We start from the raw sequence: 15,293 nt of genomic DNA on the forward strand, positions 1-15,293 counted from the left end.
GTACCCGGTGAACCCGCGGATCGAACTCCGACGTGCTGTATCGATCCGGTCGGTTCTGGTCGTCTGTGACCGACGGATTCGATACGGCATGAGCGGCGATGTCCGACGCGCAGGGCAGGATGGGGGCATGAAGCCGGAGATGCTGCGTCAGGAGCGGCTGCGGTCGCACCGGCTGTCGGCCCCTGCGCGCTCGGTGGCGGATGCCGCACAGCACATGCTCGCCGTGCAGGCGCAGGAGTTCTGGGCCGGTCGCTGGGCGTTGGCCTCCCGCACCGCGGGCTCGCCGACAGTGAGCGCGGTGGACGGCCTGTTCGACCGCGGTGTCCTCGTGCGCGCGTGGACGCAGCGCGGCACCTTGCACATCGTCCCTGCACAAGACCTCGCGTGGATGCTGCAGGTGACCGGTGCACGCCAGATGCGCGCGCAGGAGCCGCGGCTGCGCGAGCTCGGACTCGACGCCGAGGCGCTGAAGCGGGTCGAGCACGTCGTTCGGACGGCGCTGCGAGGCGGCAACGCCCTGACACGCGCAGAACTCTTCGACCTGTTCGTCGGCATCGGCATCGACCCCGCCGGGCAGCGCGGCGCCCACGCGATCGGAGCCCTAGCGCTGCGCGGCATCATCTGCCAGGGACCGACCGTCGCGCGACCGGGCGGAGTGAGCCGCGAGCAGTACTTCGTGCTCTTCGACGAGCACATCCGCGAGTCCGCATCGCCCGTCGATCCCGCCGCCGAGATGTTCGCGCGATACATCGGCGGGCACGGTCCGGCGACGGCCGCCGACTTCGCATGGTGGGCCGGTCTCACGCTCACGGCGGCGCGCGCCGCGGCATCGGCGGCGCAGAATGACGAGCGCATCCACGAGGTGGACGACGGGCTCTTCGCGGCGAGCAACCGGCCGCGGCGCAGCCCGCGCGCGGCATCCGTGCTCGCGCTCGCCTCATTCGAGGAGTACTACATCTCGTACGCCGATCGCACGGTCGCGTGCCCGCCCGAGGACCTGGCCGCCGTGGGGCCGGGCAAGAACGGCATGGTGCGCCCGATCATCGTCCGCGACGGCGTCGTGATCGGCACCTGGCGGCAGTCGACGGCGATCGGCCGGCACGCCGAAGATCCCATCCCTGAGCTCCTGACGTCAGGCGCCGCGGACGCGGCCGACATCGGCGCAGCGCTCGACCGCTACGCCGCCTTCATCACGGGGTGATGCTGGATGCTTTTCGTCGGTTTCACGCGCTCGGAACCGACCGAAAGCATCCAGCATCGCGCGCTCCGGAGATCACTCCGCTGCGTGCCGATCGAGGAACGCGTAGACCTCGCTGTCATCGACGCCCGGGAACGCGCCGCGCGGGAGCGGCGAGAACATGTGCGTGTGCACGCGGGCGCTGGGCCAGGAGCGGCCGTTCCACCGGTCCGCCAGGCCCGGATCGGGTCGCCGGCAGCACGCCTCGTCGGGGCACGTCGACACCGCGCGGTCCGACGTCTCCCGTCCGCGCCACCACCGTGCGTCGTCGAAGGGCACGCCGACCGTGGCCGAGTACTCGCCGTCGCTGCCCGAACCCGTCTGCGTCGCGCACCAGAACGTCCCCGACGGGGTGTCGGTGTACTGGTAGCGCTCCGTGGTGCGGTTCTGCTGCTCGAATGCCGCCCGTGCCTGGAACTTGCGGCACACCGGCTGACCCTCCACGGCGCCGGTGACATCCATCGGCAGCGGCAGATCGTCATTCTCGTATACGCGCGTGATCGCGCCGCTGCCCTCGACACGCAGGAAGTGCAGCTTCATGCCGAGATGCTCGGTCATGAGATTCGTCATCCGCATGCCCGCAGCCTCGTGCGTGACGCCGAACGCGTCGCGGAAGTCCTCGACCGCGAGGTTGCGGTCCTTCTTCGCCTGCTGCAGGAACGCGATGCCCGCTGTCTCGGGGATGAGGCATGCGGCCGCGAAGTAGTTGATCTCGAGGCGCTGCTGCAGGAAGTCGGCGTAGTCGGTCGGGGGCGTGTGCCCGAGCAGGCGATGCGCCATCGCCTGCAGGGCCATGGACCGCAGGCCGTGACCGCCGGGGATGGATGCCGGTGGCAGGTAGATCCGGCTGTTCTCGAGGTCGGTGACCGAGCGTGTCGAGTGGGGCAGGTCGTTGACGTAGATGAGCTCGAACCCGAGCTTCTCGGCCATGATGATCACAGTCCGGTGGGTGAGTGCGCCGCTGACGTGCCCGGCCGACTTCAGCTGCTTCTCGGCGAGCTTCTCGATGTCGCCGATGTAGTTGTTCTGCGCTCGCATCCGCAGGCGCAGCTCGGTGTTGGCTCTGCGGGCCTCCTCCGGCGTGGCGATCGCCTCGCGCTCCCGGCGCTGCAGTTCGCGATGCAGCCCGAGGATCGACTCGATCGTCTCATCCGGCATCCCCTTCGAGACGCGCACCGGGCTGACGCCGAGCTGCCGGAAGACGGGGCTCGCCTGCGCCTTCTCGAGCTCGATCTCCAGCGCTGCCCGCCGGTTCGGCGGCTCGCCCGAGATGAGGTCGGCGACCTCGGTGCCGGTGGCCTGTGCGATGGACTGCAGCAGAGAGAGCTTCGGTTCGCGCTTGCCGTTCTCGATGAGGCTGAGCTGGGAGCCTGCGACGCCGACCTTCGCGCCGAGCTCGTCGAGGGTGAAGCCCTGCGCGACACGGTGGTGCCGGATGCGATGACCGAGGGTCGTGAGATGGATGCCGGAGCTGCTCATTCCTTGAGCATAGCGAAAGAAGTGCATTTCTTTAGATCGAAAGCGGCCTAAAACACCCGCCTGGGTTCCAGAGAATGGATGCAAGCACCGATCTCTACGATCCCAATCAAGGAGCAGACATGGCTATGGTCGAGACCTTCACCCCTCGCGTTCCCGCGGTCTCCGCAGTGCGAACCCTGGGCGCGGCTCCGACGTATGACACGCCGGCCATGGCAGAGCTCAAGGCATGGGTCGAGGAGATCCGCGAACTCACCCAGCCCGCAGCGGTCCACTGGGTCGACGGCTCGGCCGCCGAGAATGACGCGCTGCTGCGCGGGCTCGTCGACGAGGGCAAGCTCATCAAGCTCAACCCCGAGTGGCGTCCCGGTTCCTACCTCGCCCGCTCGCACCCCAGCGACGTCGCGCGCACCGAGGCGCGCACGTTCATCGCCTCCGAGCAGGAGAAGGACGCCGGTCCCACGAACAACTGGGCAGACCCCGCCGACATGCGCGCCAAGATGACGGGTCTCTTCGAGGGCTCGATGCGCGGTCGGACCATGTACGTCGTGCCGTTCTCCATGGGGGCCGTGGGCGGACCGCTGTCGCACATCGGCGTCCAGGTCACCGACAGCGCATACGCCGTGGCATCCATCGGCATCATGACCCGCGTCGGCGACGCGGTCACGCGTCAGATCGCCGAGGGCGCACCGTGGGTCAAGACGGTCCACTCCGTCGGCGCCCCGCTCGCACCGGGCGAGGCGGACGTCGAGTGGCCGTGCAACGACGACAAGTACATCGTCCACTTCCCCGACTCGCTCGAGGTCTACTCGTACGGTTCGGGCTACGGCGGCAACGCCATCCTCGCCAAGAAGTGCTTCGCGCTGCGCATCGCCTCGGTGATCGCCCGCGACGAGGGGTGGCTGGCCGAGCACATGCTGCTGATCCGCGTCATCGACCCGAAGGGCAAGGCGTACCACGTGGCCGCGGCGTTCCCGTCGGCCTGCGGCAAGACGAACCTCGCCATGCTGCGCCCGACCATCCCGGGCTGGAAGGTCGAGACCCTCGGCGACGACATCGCCTGGATCCGCCCCGGTGAGGACGGCCGCATGTGGGCCATCAACCCCGAGGCCGGCTTCTTCGGCGTCGCACCCGGTACCGGCGAGTCGACCAACGTGACGGCGATCGAGACCCTCTGGGGCAACACGATCTTCACCAACGTCGCGCTCCGCCCCGACGGCGACGTCTGGTGGGAGGGCCTGACCGACACGCCGCCGGCGAACCTCATCGACTGGCAGGGCAATGAATGGACGCCCGACTCCGGCCGCCCCGCCGCTCACCCGAACTCGCGATTCACCGTCTCGGCTGCGCAGTGCCCGCAGATCTCGGACGACTGGGAAGAGGCCGTCCCGCTCGACGTCATCCTCTTCGGCGGTCGTCGCGCCACCAACGTGCCGCTCGTGGTCGAGGCGACCGACTGGACGCACGGCGTCTTCCTCGGCTCTACGATCTCGTCGGAGCGCACCGCCGCCGCTGAGGGGACGCTCGGCGAGCTGCGCCGCGACCCGTTCGCGATGCTGCCGTTCTGCGGATACAACATGGGCGACTACTTCGCGCACTGGCTCCGGGTCGGTCGTGAGCTGCGCTTCGACCGGGCTCCGCGCATCTTCCAGGTGAACTGGTTCCGCCGCGGCGCCGACGGCCGCTTCCTGTGGCCCGGCTTCGGCGACAACGCCCGCGTGGTCGACTGGATCATCCGGCGCATCAGCGGCGAGGTGGCCGCGGTCGACACCCCGATCGGCCGTCTGCCGCTGGTGGAGGACCTCAACCTCGACGGCATCGACGTGCCGGCCGAGGACCTCGAGGAGCTGTTCTCCATCGATGCTCAGGCGTGGATGGCAGAGGCCGACTCGACCGAGGCGTTCTACGACACCTTCGGCGAGACGCTGCCGGCTGCGCTGCGCACCGAGCTCGCCTCGCTCCGCTACCGCCTCGAGAAGGCGCAGTAGCCGCACAAGACCCGCGTCGGCGGGATGGCAGGGACGAACCCATGGCTGAGTGGTCCCGCCATCCTGCCGCCGCGACAAGCCGGGCGCTTCGCGCCCGATCGACCGGGCCTGTCCCGATCTGCTGACGTTTCGGGGGAATCAGTCTGCAGATCGGGACAGCGTCCGCATTCTGTGACGCGTGTGGATGCTACGCCAGCAGCTGATGCCGGGCGAGATCGCGGTACAGCGGCACTTGCTCGACGAGCTCGGAGTGCGTTCCGGTGCCGACGACCTCGCCGTCCTGGAGCACGACGATGACGTCGCTGTCGACGACCGTCGAGAGCCGATGAGCGATCACGACAAGTGTCCGATCGGCCGAGACCGCGTCGATGGCCTCGCGCATGCGCTGCTCGTTCACGCCGTCGAGCGACGACGTCGATTCGTCCAGCAGCAGGATGGGTGCCTCGGTCAGCAGCGCCCGCGCGATCGCGAGACGCTGGCGCTCGCCGCCCGAGAGCATCACGCCGTCCTCGCCGACGGGCGTCTGCAGACCCAGCGGGCCGCGTTCGAGGACGTCGCCGAGATTCACGGCGCGCAGCACGCGCTCGCAGTCGGCGTCGGTGGCGTCGGGGGAGGCGAGGCGCAGGTTCTCGGCGAGCGTGCCGGCGAGAGTCGGAGCATCCTGCTCGACGTATCCGAAGTTCGCGCGCAGCTCGGCGCGCGGATACGTGCGGATGTCGTGTCCGTGCAGACGGATCGAGCCGCCCGTGGGGTCGTAGAAGCGCTCGATGAGCGACAGGATCGTGCTCTTTCCCGCACCGCTCGGACCGACCAGCGCCACCCGGGCGCCGCGCGGCACGTCGAAGGACACCCCGCGCAGCACTTCGGAGTTCTCGACCTGGTGGCGATCGTCGTCCGCCCGCTCCAGATGCGCGTCGACGAGCAGGGTGCGCGCCTCGTTCGCGGCCGCCTCACGGGCGGCGATCACGGCGTCGGGGTAGCGGAACCGCACGTCGCGGAACGAGATGGCGGCGACAGGTGCGTCGTCGTGCGGGTCGTCCGAGAGGGATGCCGCGATGGTGGCATCCTCCTGATCCTCCGTCGGCAGGTCCAGCACCTCCTGGATCCGCCCGAGCGCGCCGAGCGCCTGGCTCACCGACGTGATCGCTCCGAACGTCGTCGCGAGCGGCATGATGAGCATGAAGAGGAACATCACGAACGTCACGAGGGATGCCACGCTGATCGCCCCGGCCGCGACGCGGAAGCCGCCGACGCCGAGGACGGCGAGCAACGACAGCTGCAGCGCGACGCCCGCGATCGGCACGACGAGGGCCGAGACCTTCGCGATCCGCACGCCGATGCCGTACGCCTCGCCCGCGAGGCCGCTGACGGCATCCGTCTCGCGCTCGGTCGCCCCCGATGCGCGCACGGTGCGGATCGAGCCCACCGCGCGCTCCACGGCCGATGCGAGTTCGCCCACCTTCACCTGCTGCGCGGCCGACGCGGTGCGGATCCGGCCGCTGAGCAGCACGACGACCGCGAGCGAGACGCCGACCACCACGACGATGATCAGCAGCAGGAGCGGATCGATGATGAGCATGGCGATCAGGGCGCCGAGGAAGAGCAGGGCGCTGCCGACGGCGTCCGCGAGACCCTGGGTGAGCACGGCGTACAGGAGGGTCGTGTCGGTGCCGACGCGCGAGACGAGGTCGCCGGTGCGGCGGGCGTCGAACTCGCGGATCGGCAGGTGCAGGATGCGGGCGATGAGCTTCCGGCGACTGGAGTGCACCACGGCCGTGCCGGTGCGCTGCAGGAGATAGTGCTGGTAGCCCGAGATCACCGACGAGATGATCACGAATGCGACGAGTGCCCACACGAGCATCCCGAGCGGCTTGCTGTCCTGGACGAACCCGATGACCTGGCCGACGAGCAGCGGCTGGACGAGCGACGTCAGCGCTCCGATGACGCTGAGCACGGCGACGACGATCAGCGTGCGCTTGTGCTCGAACAGGAAGGGGAGGAGCTGGCGGAAGGTGGCGCGCGGACCGTCCTGCGGCGCGCCGCGTCCGCGTCGGCGAGTGGGCGCCGTACGAGACATGCGTGACCTCGATCTGAAGAAAAGGGCTTACCTACGACCGTACTTCCTGTGCGCGGCCTGTTTCACGCCGACGAGACGTGGTTTGCAGCATGAGACGTGCGTTGCCAGCATGGGTTTCATGCAGCAGACCTCGTCTCGTGCAAGAGCGACCCCCGGCGACCACGTCGCCGTCCTCTCGCCCGCGTTCGCCGCACCGGCAGTCGCTCCGGCCCTGCATGAGCAGGCGATGCGCCGGCTCACGGAACTGACCGGTCTGATTCCGGTGGAGTACCCGACGACACGCGAACTCGGAGCCTCGCCCGAGGCGAGAGCGGCGGATGTCAACGCGGCGTTCGCCGACTCGTCGATCAGGGCGATCCTCGCCACGATCGGCGGCGACGATCAGATCCTCGTGGTGCCGCATCTGGATCCTGCGCTCGCACAGGCCGACCCGAAGCCGTTCGTCGGGTACAGCGACAACACGAACATCCTGAACTGGTTGTGGGGTCTCGGCGTCCCTGGCTTCTACGGCGGCTCGACCGCCGTGCATCTCGGTCCCGGCCCTGCGGTCGACGACATCCACCTGCGTTCGCTGCGCGCCGCCCTCTTGGACGGCGGTGAGCTCGAGCTCACCGAGCCAGGCGAGTCCGAGGACGTTGGGCGACGCTGGGAGGACCCGCGCGCCCTCACGGAGTTCGGCGATCGCGTCCCCACCGAACCGTGGGCGTGGGCGGGGCCGGCGAAGCGCGTCGAGGGACGCACGTGGGGCGGATGCCTCGAAGTGCTCGACGGCGTGGCGTTCGCGGACCGGTTGCCGGCGGCATCCGATCTCGAGGGTGCGATCCTGCTCATCGAGACGAGCGAGGAGCGTCCGCTGGCATCCTGGGTCGGGCGATGGATGCGGGGGCTGGGGGAGCGCGGCATCCTCTCGGCGGTGTCGGGCGTCGTCGTCGCCCGTCCGCCAGTGAGCGACTTCGAATACCACCCGTCGCCGGACGAGGCCGAGGCGCTGCGCGCCGCCCAGCGCGACACCGTCATCGAGACTGTCGCCCGCTACAACCCGGATGCCGTGGTCTGCGTCGGGGTGCCGTTCGGACACACCCGCCCGCAGTGGATCGTGCCCTATGGCGGCCGGATGGTGCTCGACGGCTCGGTGCAGCGCGTATTCGCCGACTACCGCTGAAGTAACGCAAGTGACCGCATCTCAGCGTGAGATGCGGTCACTTGCGTTACTCGAAAGGGTTACAGCTCCGCGCTCTGCGCGAGACCGAGGTCTGCCTCGTAGTCGTGGTCCTTGGTCTCGGGTGTGAAGATCAGCGCGATGAACGTCAGCACGCCCATGGCCGCGAGATACACGCCCACGAGCACGGGCGATCCGCCGGCGGCGCTCCACAGCGCCACGGCGATGAACGGCGCCACCGCCGCACCCAGGATCGACGACACGTTGTACGAGATCGCCGAGCCCGAGTAACGGACGTTGGTCGGGAACAGCTCCGGGAGCAGTGCGCCCATCGGGCCGAACGTCGTGCCCATCAGCATGAAACCGATCACGAGCAGCGCCTGGGTGAGGGCACCGGTGAACTTCGGGTCGGCCTGCGGCAGCAGGAACAGGTTGAACGACAGCCCGAACACGATGATCGCCGCCGTCACCCACATGAGCAGGCGGCGCCGGCCGACCGCATCCGCGACCGGACCGGACAGCAACGTGAAGATGCCGAAGAACACCACGCCGATGATCTGCATGAGCACGAAGTCGGTGTACGCGAATCCGAGACCAGGTACGGCGGCGTCGGTCTGCGCGGTGCCGTAGGTCAGCGTGAAGTTCGTCATCAGGTAGAACAGCACGTAGGTCGCCAGCATGATGAATGTGCCGAGGATCAGCTGCTTCCAGTAGTGGCGGAACACGGTCGCCAGCGGCATCTTGCGGATCGCGCCGACCTCCGACGCCTTCTTGAACGTGTCGGACTCGACGAGCTTCAGACGCACCCACAGGCCGATGATGACCATGACGGCCGAGAACAGGAACGGGATGCGCCAGCCCCACGCGAGGAAGGCCTCGGACTTCAGCGACGGGTCCTCGGCGTGCGGCAGCAGCCAGTTGATCGCCAGGAAGATGAAGTTGGCGATGATGAAGCCGATCGGGGCGCCGAGCTGCGGGAACGAGCCGTACCAGGCGCGCTTGCCCTTCGGGGCGTTCTCGGTGGCGACCAGGGCCGCTCCCGACCATTCGCCGCCGAGTGCGAAGCCCTGCGCGAGACGCAGGATGAGCAGCAGGAGGGGCGCAACCCAGTTGATCTGCTGGAACGTCGGCAGAACGCCGATGAGGACGGTCGCGATGCCCATCGTGAGCAGGGATGCCACGAGCGTCGCCTTGCGACCGTACTTGTCGCCGAAGTGTCCGAAGACCATCGCGCCGATGGGGCGGGCGACCATGGCGGCGCCGAAGACGGCGAAGGACGCCAGCAGCGACGCGGTCTCGTTGTCGCTCGGGAAGAACAGGATCGGGAAGACGAGGACAGCGGCCGTCGCGTAGGCGTAGAAGTCGTAGAACTCGATGGTGGTGCCGACGAGGCTCGCCGTGATGACGCGCGAGCGGGGGTTGGCCGGTTTGACGGTGGTGCTCAAGATACTCCTGACGATCGGATGCTCGAAGAACGAGCACCCGGGGAGTTTACGCCTCCCTGAGAATCAGCTGTGCACAGATCGCCGCGTGTTACCGCCAGAGCAGGCCCATGCCCGCGTTCGCGAGCGTCAGGAGGCCGACGAGCCAGAACACGCCTGCGGGCACGGCTTCGCCGCGCTTCTGACGAGCGGACCCCATGCCGAGCATCCCGCCGATGATGACCAGGACGACGAGCTTCACGCCGATCTTGACGTAGTTCAGGTCGTACGAGATTCCCCACGGCGCTGAGAGGGCGAGACCCGCGAGCAGGGCGATGCCGAGTCCCCAGTCCATGATCCTCGTGAACTGGCGCTTGCCGCCGAAGGCCTGGGCCGCCCACGCCCCGAAGAGCACGGCGAAGCCGATCAGATGGATGAATACGACGATCAGGCGCAGGGTCTCCATGCCGTCAGGCTAGCCCTGCGCTCCGGCGTCCGCTAGATAGGCGAACCTCAGTGGGTTCAGCCGCGCGGTCCCTGAGCCTGTCGAAGGGCCCGCACGACCAGGGCGGTGCGCAGCGCGGCGTCCGCAGCCTCGGCGCCCTTGTCCTCCTTCGAGCCCGGAAGGCCCGCACGATCCAGGCCCTGCTGCTCGTCGTCGAGGGTCAGGACGCCGAAACCGACCGGCTTGCCGGCATCCAGTGCCACGCGCGTGAGGCCGTCGGTCGTCGCCGCCGACACGTACTCGAAGTGCGGGGTGCCGCCGCGGATGATGACGCCGAGCGCCACGACGGCGTCCGCACCGCCGGCGAACGCGGCCTGCGCCGCGACGGCGAGTTCGAACGACCCGGGCACACGCACCGTCTCGAACGAAGCCCCGGAAGCCGCGAGCACCCGCTCGGAGCCCGCGATCAGTCCGTTCGTGATGACGTCGTGCCAGGTGCCGGCGATGATGACGACGCGCAGTCCCGTGCCGTCGATCTTCTCGGTGGGGGAAGGTGCTCCCGCGCCGCTCATGCCTGGTCCTTTCCGTGCGCGAGGGCTTCGGCGAGCTCTGCCTCGCCGATGATGTGGCCCATGCGGTCGCGCTTGGTCTCGAGGTACTGGTGGTTGTTGGGTCCGACGCCGACGATCAGCGGGACCTGCTCGATCACGTCGAGTCCGAGCTCGCGCAACTGATTCACCTTGTCGGTGTTGTTGGTGAGCAGGCGCACCTTCGCGATGCCGAGGTCGCTGAGGATGCCGGCGGCCGCAGCGTACTCGCGGGCGTCGGCGGGAAGGCCGAGGGCGAGGTTCGCGTCGACGGTGTCGAGCCCCTCCTCCTGCAGGCTGTATGCGCGCAGCTTGTTGATGAGGCCGATGCCTCGGCCCTCGTGCCCGCGCATGTAGATGACGACGCCGCCGTCCTGCTCGATAGCGTCGAGGGCTGCGTCAAGCTGGGGGCCGCATTCGCACTTGAGCGAACCGAACGCCTCACCGGTCAGGCACTCGGAGTGCACGCGCACCAGAGCGGTCTCGCCGGGCTCACCCGAGACGACCGCGATGTGGTCGGTGCCCGTCACGCGGTCCTTGTAGGCGAGGAAGCGGAACACGCCGTGGTCGGTCGGCACCGTGGCGTCGGCCCGCAGGCTCACGCGGCGCCGTCCGGTCCGGGATGAGGTCACCGGCCCGTCCAGCGGGTCGATCTCGTTGAGATGGCCGATGAGCTGTTCGATCGTGATGACCGGGACGCCGTCGCGCTTGCCGAGCTCCTTCAGGCCGGGCAGGCGCATCATGCTGCCGTCCTCGGCGACGACCTCGGCGATCGCGCCCACCGGCTGGAGACCGGCGAGCTTCATGAGGTCGACGGCGGCCTCGGTGTGCCCGCCGCGCTCGCGCACGCCGCCGTCGACGGCGCGCAGAGGCAGGACGTGACCAGGGCGGATGATGCTCGTCGAGGTCGATGCCGGGTTCGCCAGAACGTTCAGGGTGTGCGCGCGATCCGACGCGCTGATCCCTGTCGTGACGCCCTCGGCGGCATCCACGCTGACCGTGTAGGCGGTCGAGCGCGCGTCCTCATTGGCCTCGACCATCGGAGGGAGGTTCAGGTGGTCGGCGAGATCCGACGGCATCGGGGCGCAGATGAAGCCCGACGACCAGCGGACCGTCCACGCGACCCACTCGGGGGTGGCGAGTTCGGCCGAGAGGATGACATCGCCCTCGTTCTCGCGGTTCTCGTCGTCGGCGACGATGACCGGCCGGCCCGCCCGCAGCGATTCGAGTGCTTCTTCGATGGTGGAAAGGCTCATCGCGAGCCTCCTTCCGGTGCAGCCCGGAACGCCAGCAGGCGTTCGACATGACGGGCGAGGATGTCGGTCTCCAGGTTGACGCGGTCGCCGACGGTGCGGCCTCCCAGCGTCGTGGCGGAGAGGGTTTCGGGGATGAGGGAGACCTCGAGCCAGTGCTCGTCGCCGCCCGCCTCGGTGACCGCACTGATGGTGAGCGAGGTCCCGTCGATCGAGATGGAGCCCTTGTCGACCACGAGCGGTGCGAGGTCTGAGGGGATCGCGACGCGCAGCACGCTCCACTGGTCTCCGGGCCGCACCTCGACGATCTCGCCCGTGCCGTCGACGTGCCCCTGCACGATGTGACCGCCCAGGCGCGCGCCGACCGGCATCGCCTTCTCGATGTTCACGCGGGTGCCGACGGATGCCGTCGCCAGCGCCGACACGTCGAGCGTCTGCTTCATGACGTCGGCGTCGAAGCTCTCGGGCGTCGATCCGACGACGGTCAGGCAGACGCCGGAGACGGCGATCGACTCGCCGTGCACGGCATCCTGCGCAGCCTTCGGTGCGCGGACGGTCAGGCGCCAGCCGTCGCCCGACGGCTCGATGGCGGTGATCTCGCCGATCTCCTCGATGATTCCGGTGAACATCAGAGTTCTCCTTCTTCTGTGCGTACGGGGTGGGCGATCGCGAGCCGGTCGGCGCCGAGCGGCACCCACTCGTCGATCGTGAGCCTGTGCGCTTCGCGGATGGACGAGGCGCCGATGTCGGTCAGGGCGAGCCTGTCACCGCCGAGCAGGACGGGCGCCACATAGGCGAGGATGCGGTCGGCGAGCCCTGCTGCGATGAACGCGCTGGCGAGCGTCGGGCCCCCCTCGACGAACACCGTCTGGAGGCCTCGGGCGTGGAGATCGGCGAGAACCGCGGTCAGGTCGCGGGTGCCGAAGAACAGCGGCTCATGCGGGTGGCGGTGCAGCGCGGCATCCGCCGGCGTCTCGCGAGACCCGATCACGACGGGGACGGGCTGATGATCGAACAGGGCATCGCCGTCGCGTGCGGTCAGCGCCGGGTCGTCGGCCAGCACCGTGCCGGTGCCGACGACGATCGCGTCTGCGACGGCGCGACGGCGGTGCACATCGGCGCGGGCTTCAGCGCCGGTGATCCACTGGCTGGTTCCGTCGGCGGCGGCGGCGCGGCCGTCGAGGCTCTGCGCCCACTTCACGGTGACGTGAGGGCGGCCGAGGCGCTGCGCGGTGAGCCAGTCGGTGATGAGCGCGGTCGCGGCTGCTGCCTGCTCGCCGGATTCGACCTCGACGCCGGCGGTGCGCAGACGCTCAGCCCCGCCGCCGGAGACGGCACCGGGATCGTCGAGCGCATACACGACGCGGGAGACGCCCGCCTCGATGAGGGCGAGCGCGCAGGGCCCTGTGCGCCCGGTGTGGTTGCACGGCTCAAGCGTGACGACGGCGGTCGCGCCGCGTGCGGCATCCGCGGGGAGTTTCGAGAGGGCGTCGACCTCGGCGTGCGGGGTTCCGGCGCCGTGGTGCCAGCCCTCGGCGATGATGTCGCCCGCAGGGGAGAGGATGACAGCCCCGACCTGCGGGTTCGCACCCCGTGGGCCGTGAGCTGCGAGTGCGAGCGCATGCGTCATCGCGCGGCGCTCCGGCTCGGTCACTGCCATCCGTCGTCCTTCTGTCCAGGCTCCGGGGATGACAGAATGCGCGCTTGCGCGCATCGTGCTGCCTCCCATCCGGACTAGCGAGATCTCTCTCGCATCACCGTCGGTCCCGGAATTCCACCGGATCGGAACCTCGGCTCGGCCGAGGCGCTCGCGGACTGTCACCGCCGGTTCGGATTCTCACCGACCCCGGAGCACGTTGATGCTCAGTGTACTCAACGCACGCCGGCGCTTTTCATTCCGCGTCGCACGACGTCATTTCAGCAGGCGGGAGAGCCGCCGGTCGGCGAGCGGCTTGCCTCCGGTCTGGCAGGTGGGGCAGTACTCGAGCGAACGATCGGCGAAGAAGACGCTGCGGATCGTGTCGCCGCAGACCGGGCATGCCTCGTCGCGCCGCGCGTGCACCTGGAAGCCGGCGCGCTTGGCGTCCTTCAGATCGGACGGCGGCTTGCCGGATGCCGCAGCCACGGCATCCTTCAGCGTCGTCTGCATCGCGTCGTACAGCCGGTCGATCTCGGCGTCGTCGAGCTTGCCGCTGATCGCGTACGGCGACATGCGGGCGGCGTGCAGGATCTCGTCGCTGTAGGCGTTGCCGATGCCGGCGATCACGGACTGATCGCGCAGCAGCCCCTTGATCTGCATCCGCCTGCCCTCGAGCAGCCCGGCGAAGACGTCTCGGGTGAATCCGTCGTCGAGCGGTTCGGGGCCGAGACGGGCGATGCCGGGGACATCGTTCGGGTCGCGCCCGACGTACACGGCGAGGGACTTCTTCGTGCCGGCCTCGGTGAGATCGAACCCGCTGTCGTCGTCCAGCGCCACCCGCAGGGCGATCGGCGACTTGCCCGGCTTGATGAGCGTCGTCGGCAGCAGCTCGTACCAGCGGAGCCATCCCGCCTTCGCCAAGTGGAACGCGAGGTGCAGCCTGGGGCCGCACGAGAGCACCACGAACTTGCCGTGCCTGCTCGCGGCCGTGATCGTCGCACCGTGCAGAGCGGTGTTGGGCGGATCGTAGGTCTTGAGCGCCGCGATCTCGCCGACGCTCGTGCGGGTGATCGCGTGCCCGACCGCGCGTTCGCCGAGGAAGTCGACGAGCCCCTGGACCTCCGGCATCTCAGGCATGGGAACATCCTGCCACCGGCCGCCGACATGCGGCCAGCGGTGTTCCCGGATCGGCCGGCGCTGGAGCGGGGAGGTCTCTCAGTCGAGCGCGACCGGCCAGTCCACCGGGGATCGATCGTCGGAGGCCAGGAGGCCAGCGATCCATCCGTCGTCCCGGTGCACTCCGTGCACGAAAGCCTGACGCATGGTGCCCTCGTAACGGAAGCCCAGGCTTCGCGCGAGCCGCGCGGACGGGACGTTTCCGGCTACGGCGCGCCAGCTCTGCCGCACGAGCCCCAGCGTGCCGAATCCCCAATCGGTGACGGCGCGTGCCGCTTCGCCGAGGATCCCGCGGCCTCGGTGCTCCGCCACACCCCAGTAGCCGATCTCCGCCGCACCCTGATCGATGTGATGGAGTCCCACAGCGCCGACCAGCACATCCTGCTCGTAGACCGTCCAGACCGCCTGCGATCCATCCGCCCACCACTCGGCGACGAGCCGCACGAAATCCTCGGCATCGTTTCGGGCGTAGGGACTCGGCACGGACGTGAAGCGCTGGATGTCCGGGTCCTGGCACGCTTCGAAGATCGCGTCGACGTCGTCCGCTGCGGGTGGGCGGAGGACGAGGCGGTCGGTGCGGAGCGTGACGGTTTCCATCCCGGCATCCTATGCAGGCTCGACATCGGAGCGCGCTCGCAGACATCATGCGAGGGGGCGCAAGTAGTGGCCTCGGCGGCCCTGAGGCGACCATTTACGACCCCTCAGTGAATCGCCTGCACGAGCAGGGGCCGCGAATGGCCGCCATACCGGCGCGGATGCAACCGACTGCGACCCCTCTGCGGTGTCGCTTCGCCCCGGCCGTTGGCGGGGTGACGCGCGAGACGGAGCCGTCTCC

13 protein-coding genes and 1 riboswitch are annotated in these 15,293 nt (G+C 69.1%); of the genes, 3 read left to right on the plus strand and 10 right to left on the minus strand.

Annotated features, from left to right (window positions below):
* Positions 1-127: 127 nt before the first annotated feature.
* Positions 128-1,201, plus strand: a complete 1,074-nt coding sequence (locus AB0269_RS01890; RefSeq protein WP_366209485.1) for a winged helix DNA-binding domain-containing protein — start codon at positions 128-130, stop codon at positions 1,199-1,201.
* 72 nt (positions 1,202-1,273) lie between these two features.
* Here the strand turns inward: AB0269_RS01890 and AB0269_RS01895 are convergent, their stop codons facing one another.
* A complete protein-coding gene (locus AB0269_RS01895) occupies positions 1,274-2,716 on the minus strand; it encodes a helix-turn-helix domain-containing protein (protein WP_366209486.1) in 1,443 nt (480 codons plus the stop codon).
* Between the two features lie 209 nt (positions 2,717-2,925).
* Between AB0269_RS01895 and AB0269_RS01900 the strand changes: the two genes are divergently transcribed.
* Positions 2,926-4,701, plus strand: a complete 1,776-nt coding sequence (locus AB0269_RS01900) for a phosphoenolpyruvate carboxykinase (GTP) (RefSeq protein WP_366210478.1) — start codon at positions 2,926-2,928, stop codon at positions 4,699-4,701.
* A 187-nt stretch (positions 4,702-4,888) separates the two neighbouring features.
* Here the strand turns inward: AB0269_RS01900 and AB0269_RS01905 are convergent, their stop codons facing one another.
* Positions 4,889-6,778, minus strand: coding sequence for an ABC transporter ATP-binding protein (locus tag AB0269_RS01905; protein WP_366209487.1), 1,890 nt, complete (start codon positions 6,776-6,778; stop codon positions 4,889-4,891).
* A gap of 109 nt (positions 6,779-6,887) precedes the next feature.
* On the opposite strand from AB0269_RS01905, the gene AB0269_RS01910 reads away from it, so the two are divergent.
* Positions 6,888-7,940 (plus strand): S66 peptidase family protein, encoded by a 1,053-nt coding sequence (locus tag AB0269_RS01910; RefSeq protein ID WP_366209488.1) that lies wholly within the window; start codon positions 6,888-6,890, stop codon positions 7,938-7,940.
* A 59-nt stretch (positions 7,941-7,999) separates the two neighbouring features.
* Here AB0269_RS01910 and AB0269_RS01915 read toward each other — a convergent pair whose 3' ends face one another.
* The 8 genes from AB0269_RS01915 to AB0269_RS01950 form a co-directional block, all read right to left on the minus strand.
* Positions 8,000-9,382, minus strand: a complete 1,383-nt coding sequence (locus tag AB0269_RS01915; RefSeq protein ID WP_366209489.1) for an MFS transporter — start codon at positions 9,380-9,382, stop codon at positions 8,000-8,002.
* An 88-nt stretch (positions 9,383-9,470) separates the two neighbouring features.
* Entirely contained in the window at positions 9,471-9,824 is a 354-nt protein-coding gene (locus tag AB0269_RS01920; RefSeq protein ID WP_366209490.1) for a Fe-S protein, read from the minus strand.
* A gap of 56 nt (positions 9,825-9,880) precedes the next feature.
* Positions 9,881-10,375 (minus strand): 6,7-dimethyl-8-ribityllumazine synthase, encoded by a 495-nt coding sequence (ribH, locus tag AB0269_RS01925; protein WP_366209491.1) that lies wholly within the window; start codon positions 10,373-10,375, stop codon positions 9,881-9,883.
* Positions 10,372-11,646: a GTP cyclohydrolase II gene (gene ribA, locus AB0269_RS01930; protein ID WP_366209492.1), complete on the minus strand. Its 1,275-nt coding sequence runs from the start codon at positions 11,644-11,646 to the stop codon at positions 10,372-10,374. Before ribA ends, ribH begins: the two co-directional genes overlap by 4 nt.
* Positions 11,643-12,272: a riboflavin synthase gene (locus AB0269_RS01935; RefSeq protein ID WP_366209493.1), complete on the minus strand. Its 630-nt coding sequence runs from the start codon at positions 12,270-12,272 to the stop codon at positions 11,643-11,645. Before AB0269_RS01935 ends, ribA begins: the two co-directional genes overlap by 4 nt.
* Positions 12,272-13,303, minus strand: coding sequence for a bifunctional diaminohydroxyphosphoribosylaminopyrimidine deaminase/5-amino-6-(5-phosphoribosylamino)uracil reductase RibD (ribD, locus tag AB0269_RS01940; RefSeq protein WP_366209494.1), 1,032 nt, complete (start codon positions 13,301-13,303; stop codon positions 12,272-12,274). Before ribD ends, AB0269_RS01935 begins: the two co-directional genes overlap by 1 nt.
* Positions 13,304-13,355: 52 nt before the next feature.
* Positions 13,356-13,501: riboswitch (FMN riboswitch) on the minus strand.
* 54 nt (positions 13,502-13,555) lie between these two features.
* A complete protein-coding gene (locus tag AB0269_RS01945) occupies positions 13,556-14,419 on the minus strand; it encodes a DNA-formamidopyrimidine glycosylase family protein (RefSeq protein ID WP_366209495.1) in 864 nt (287 codons plus the stop codon).
* Between the two features lie 78 nt (positions 14,420-14,497).
* Complete coding sequence (locus tag AB0269_RS01950; RefSeq protein WP_366209496.1) at positions 14,498-15,055, minus strand: GNAT family protein; 558 nt, start codon at positions 15,053-15,055, stop codon at positions 14,498-14,500.
* Positions 15,056-15,293 lie beyond the last annotated feature (238 nt).

This window comes from Microbacterium sp. NPDC077644 (genome assembly GCF_040702785.1).
Taxonomy (GTDB): Bacteria; Actinomycetota; Actinomycetes; order Actinomycetales; family Microbacteriaceae; genus Microbacterium.

Bases quoted from the DNA above. Each gene is read 5' to 3' on its own strand.
- AB0269_RS01935 (WP_366209493.1), bottom strand. From the start codon at position 12,272: ATGTTCACCGGAATCATCGAGGAGATCGGCGAGATCACCGCCATCGAG.
- AB0269_RS01910 (WP_366209488.1), top strand. From the start codon at position 6,888: ATGGGTTTCATGCAGCAGACCTCGTCTCGTGCAAGAGCGACCCCCGGC.
- AB0269_RS01890 (WP_366209485.1), top strand. From the start codon at position 128: ATGAAGCCGGAGATGCTGCGTCAGGAGCGGCTGCGGTCGCACCGGCTG.
- AB0269_RS01905 (WP_366209487.1), bottom strand. From the start codon at position 6,778: ATGTCTCGTACGGCGCCCACTCGCCGACGCGGACGCGGCGCGCCGCAG.
- ribH (WP_366209491.1), bottom strand. From the start codon at position 10,375: ATGAGCGGCGCGGGAGCACCTTCCCCCACCGAGAAGATCGACGGCACG.
- AB0269_RS01900 (WP_366210478.1), top strand. From the start codon at position 2,926: ATGGCAGAGCTCAAGGCATGGGTCGAGGAGATCCGCGAACTCACCCAG.
- AB0269_RS01895 (WP_366209486.1), bottom strand. From the start codon at position 2,716: ATGAGCAGCTCCGGCATCCATCTCACGACCCTCGGTCATCGCATCCGG.
- AB0269_RS01950 (WP_366209496.1), bottom strand. From the start codon at position 15,055: ATGGAAACCGTCACGCTCCGCACCGACCGCCTCGTCCTCCGCCCACCC.
- AB0269_RS01945 (WP_366209495.1), bottom strand. From the start codon at position 14,419: ATGCCTGAGATGCCGGAGGTCCAGGGGCTCGTCGACTTCCTCGGCGAA.
- ribA (WP_366209492.1), bottom strand. From the start codon at position 11,646: ATGAGCCTTTCCACCATCGAAGAAGCACTCGAATCGCTGCGGGCGGGC.
- ribD (WP_366209494.1), bottom strand. From the start codon at position 13,303: ATGGCAGTGACCGAGCCGGAGCGCCGCGCGATGACGCATGCGCTCGCA.
- AB0269_RS01920 (WP_366209490.1), bottom strand. From the start codon at position 9,824: ATGGAGACCCTGCGCCTGATCGTCGTATTCATCCATCTGATCGGCTTC.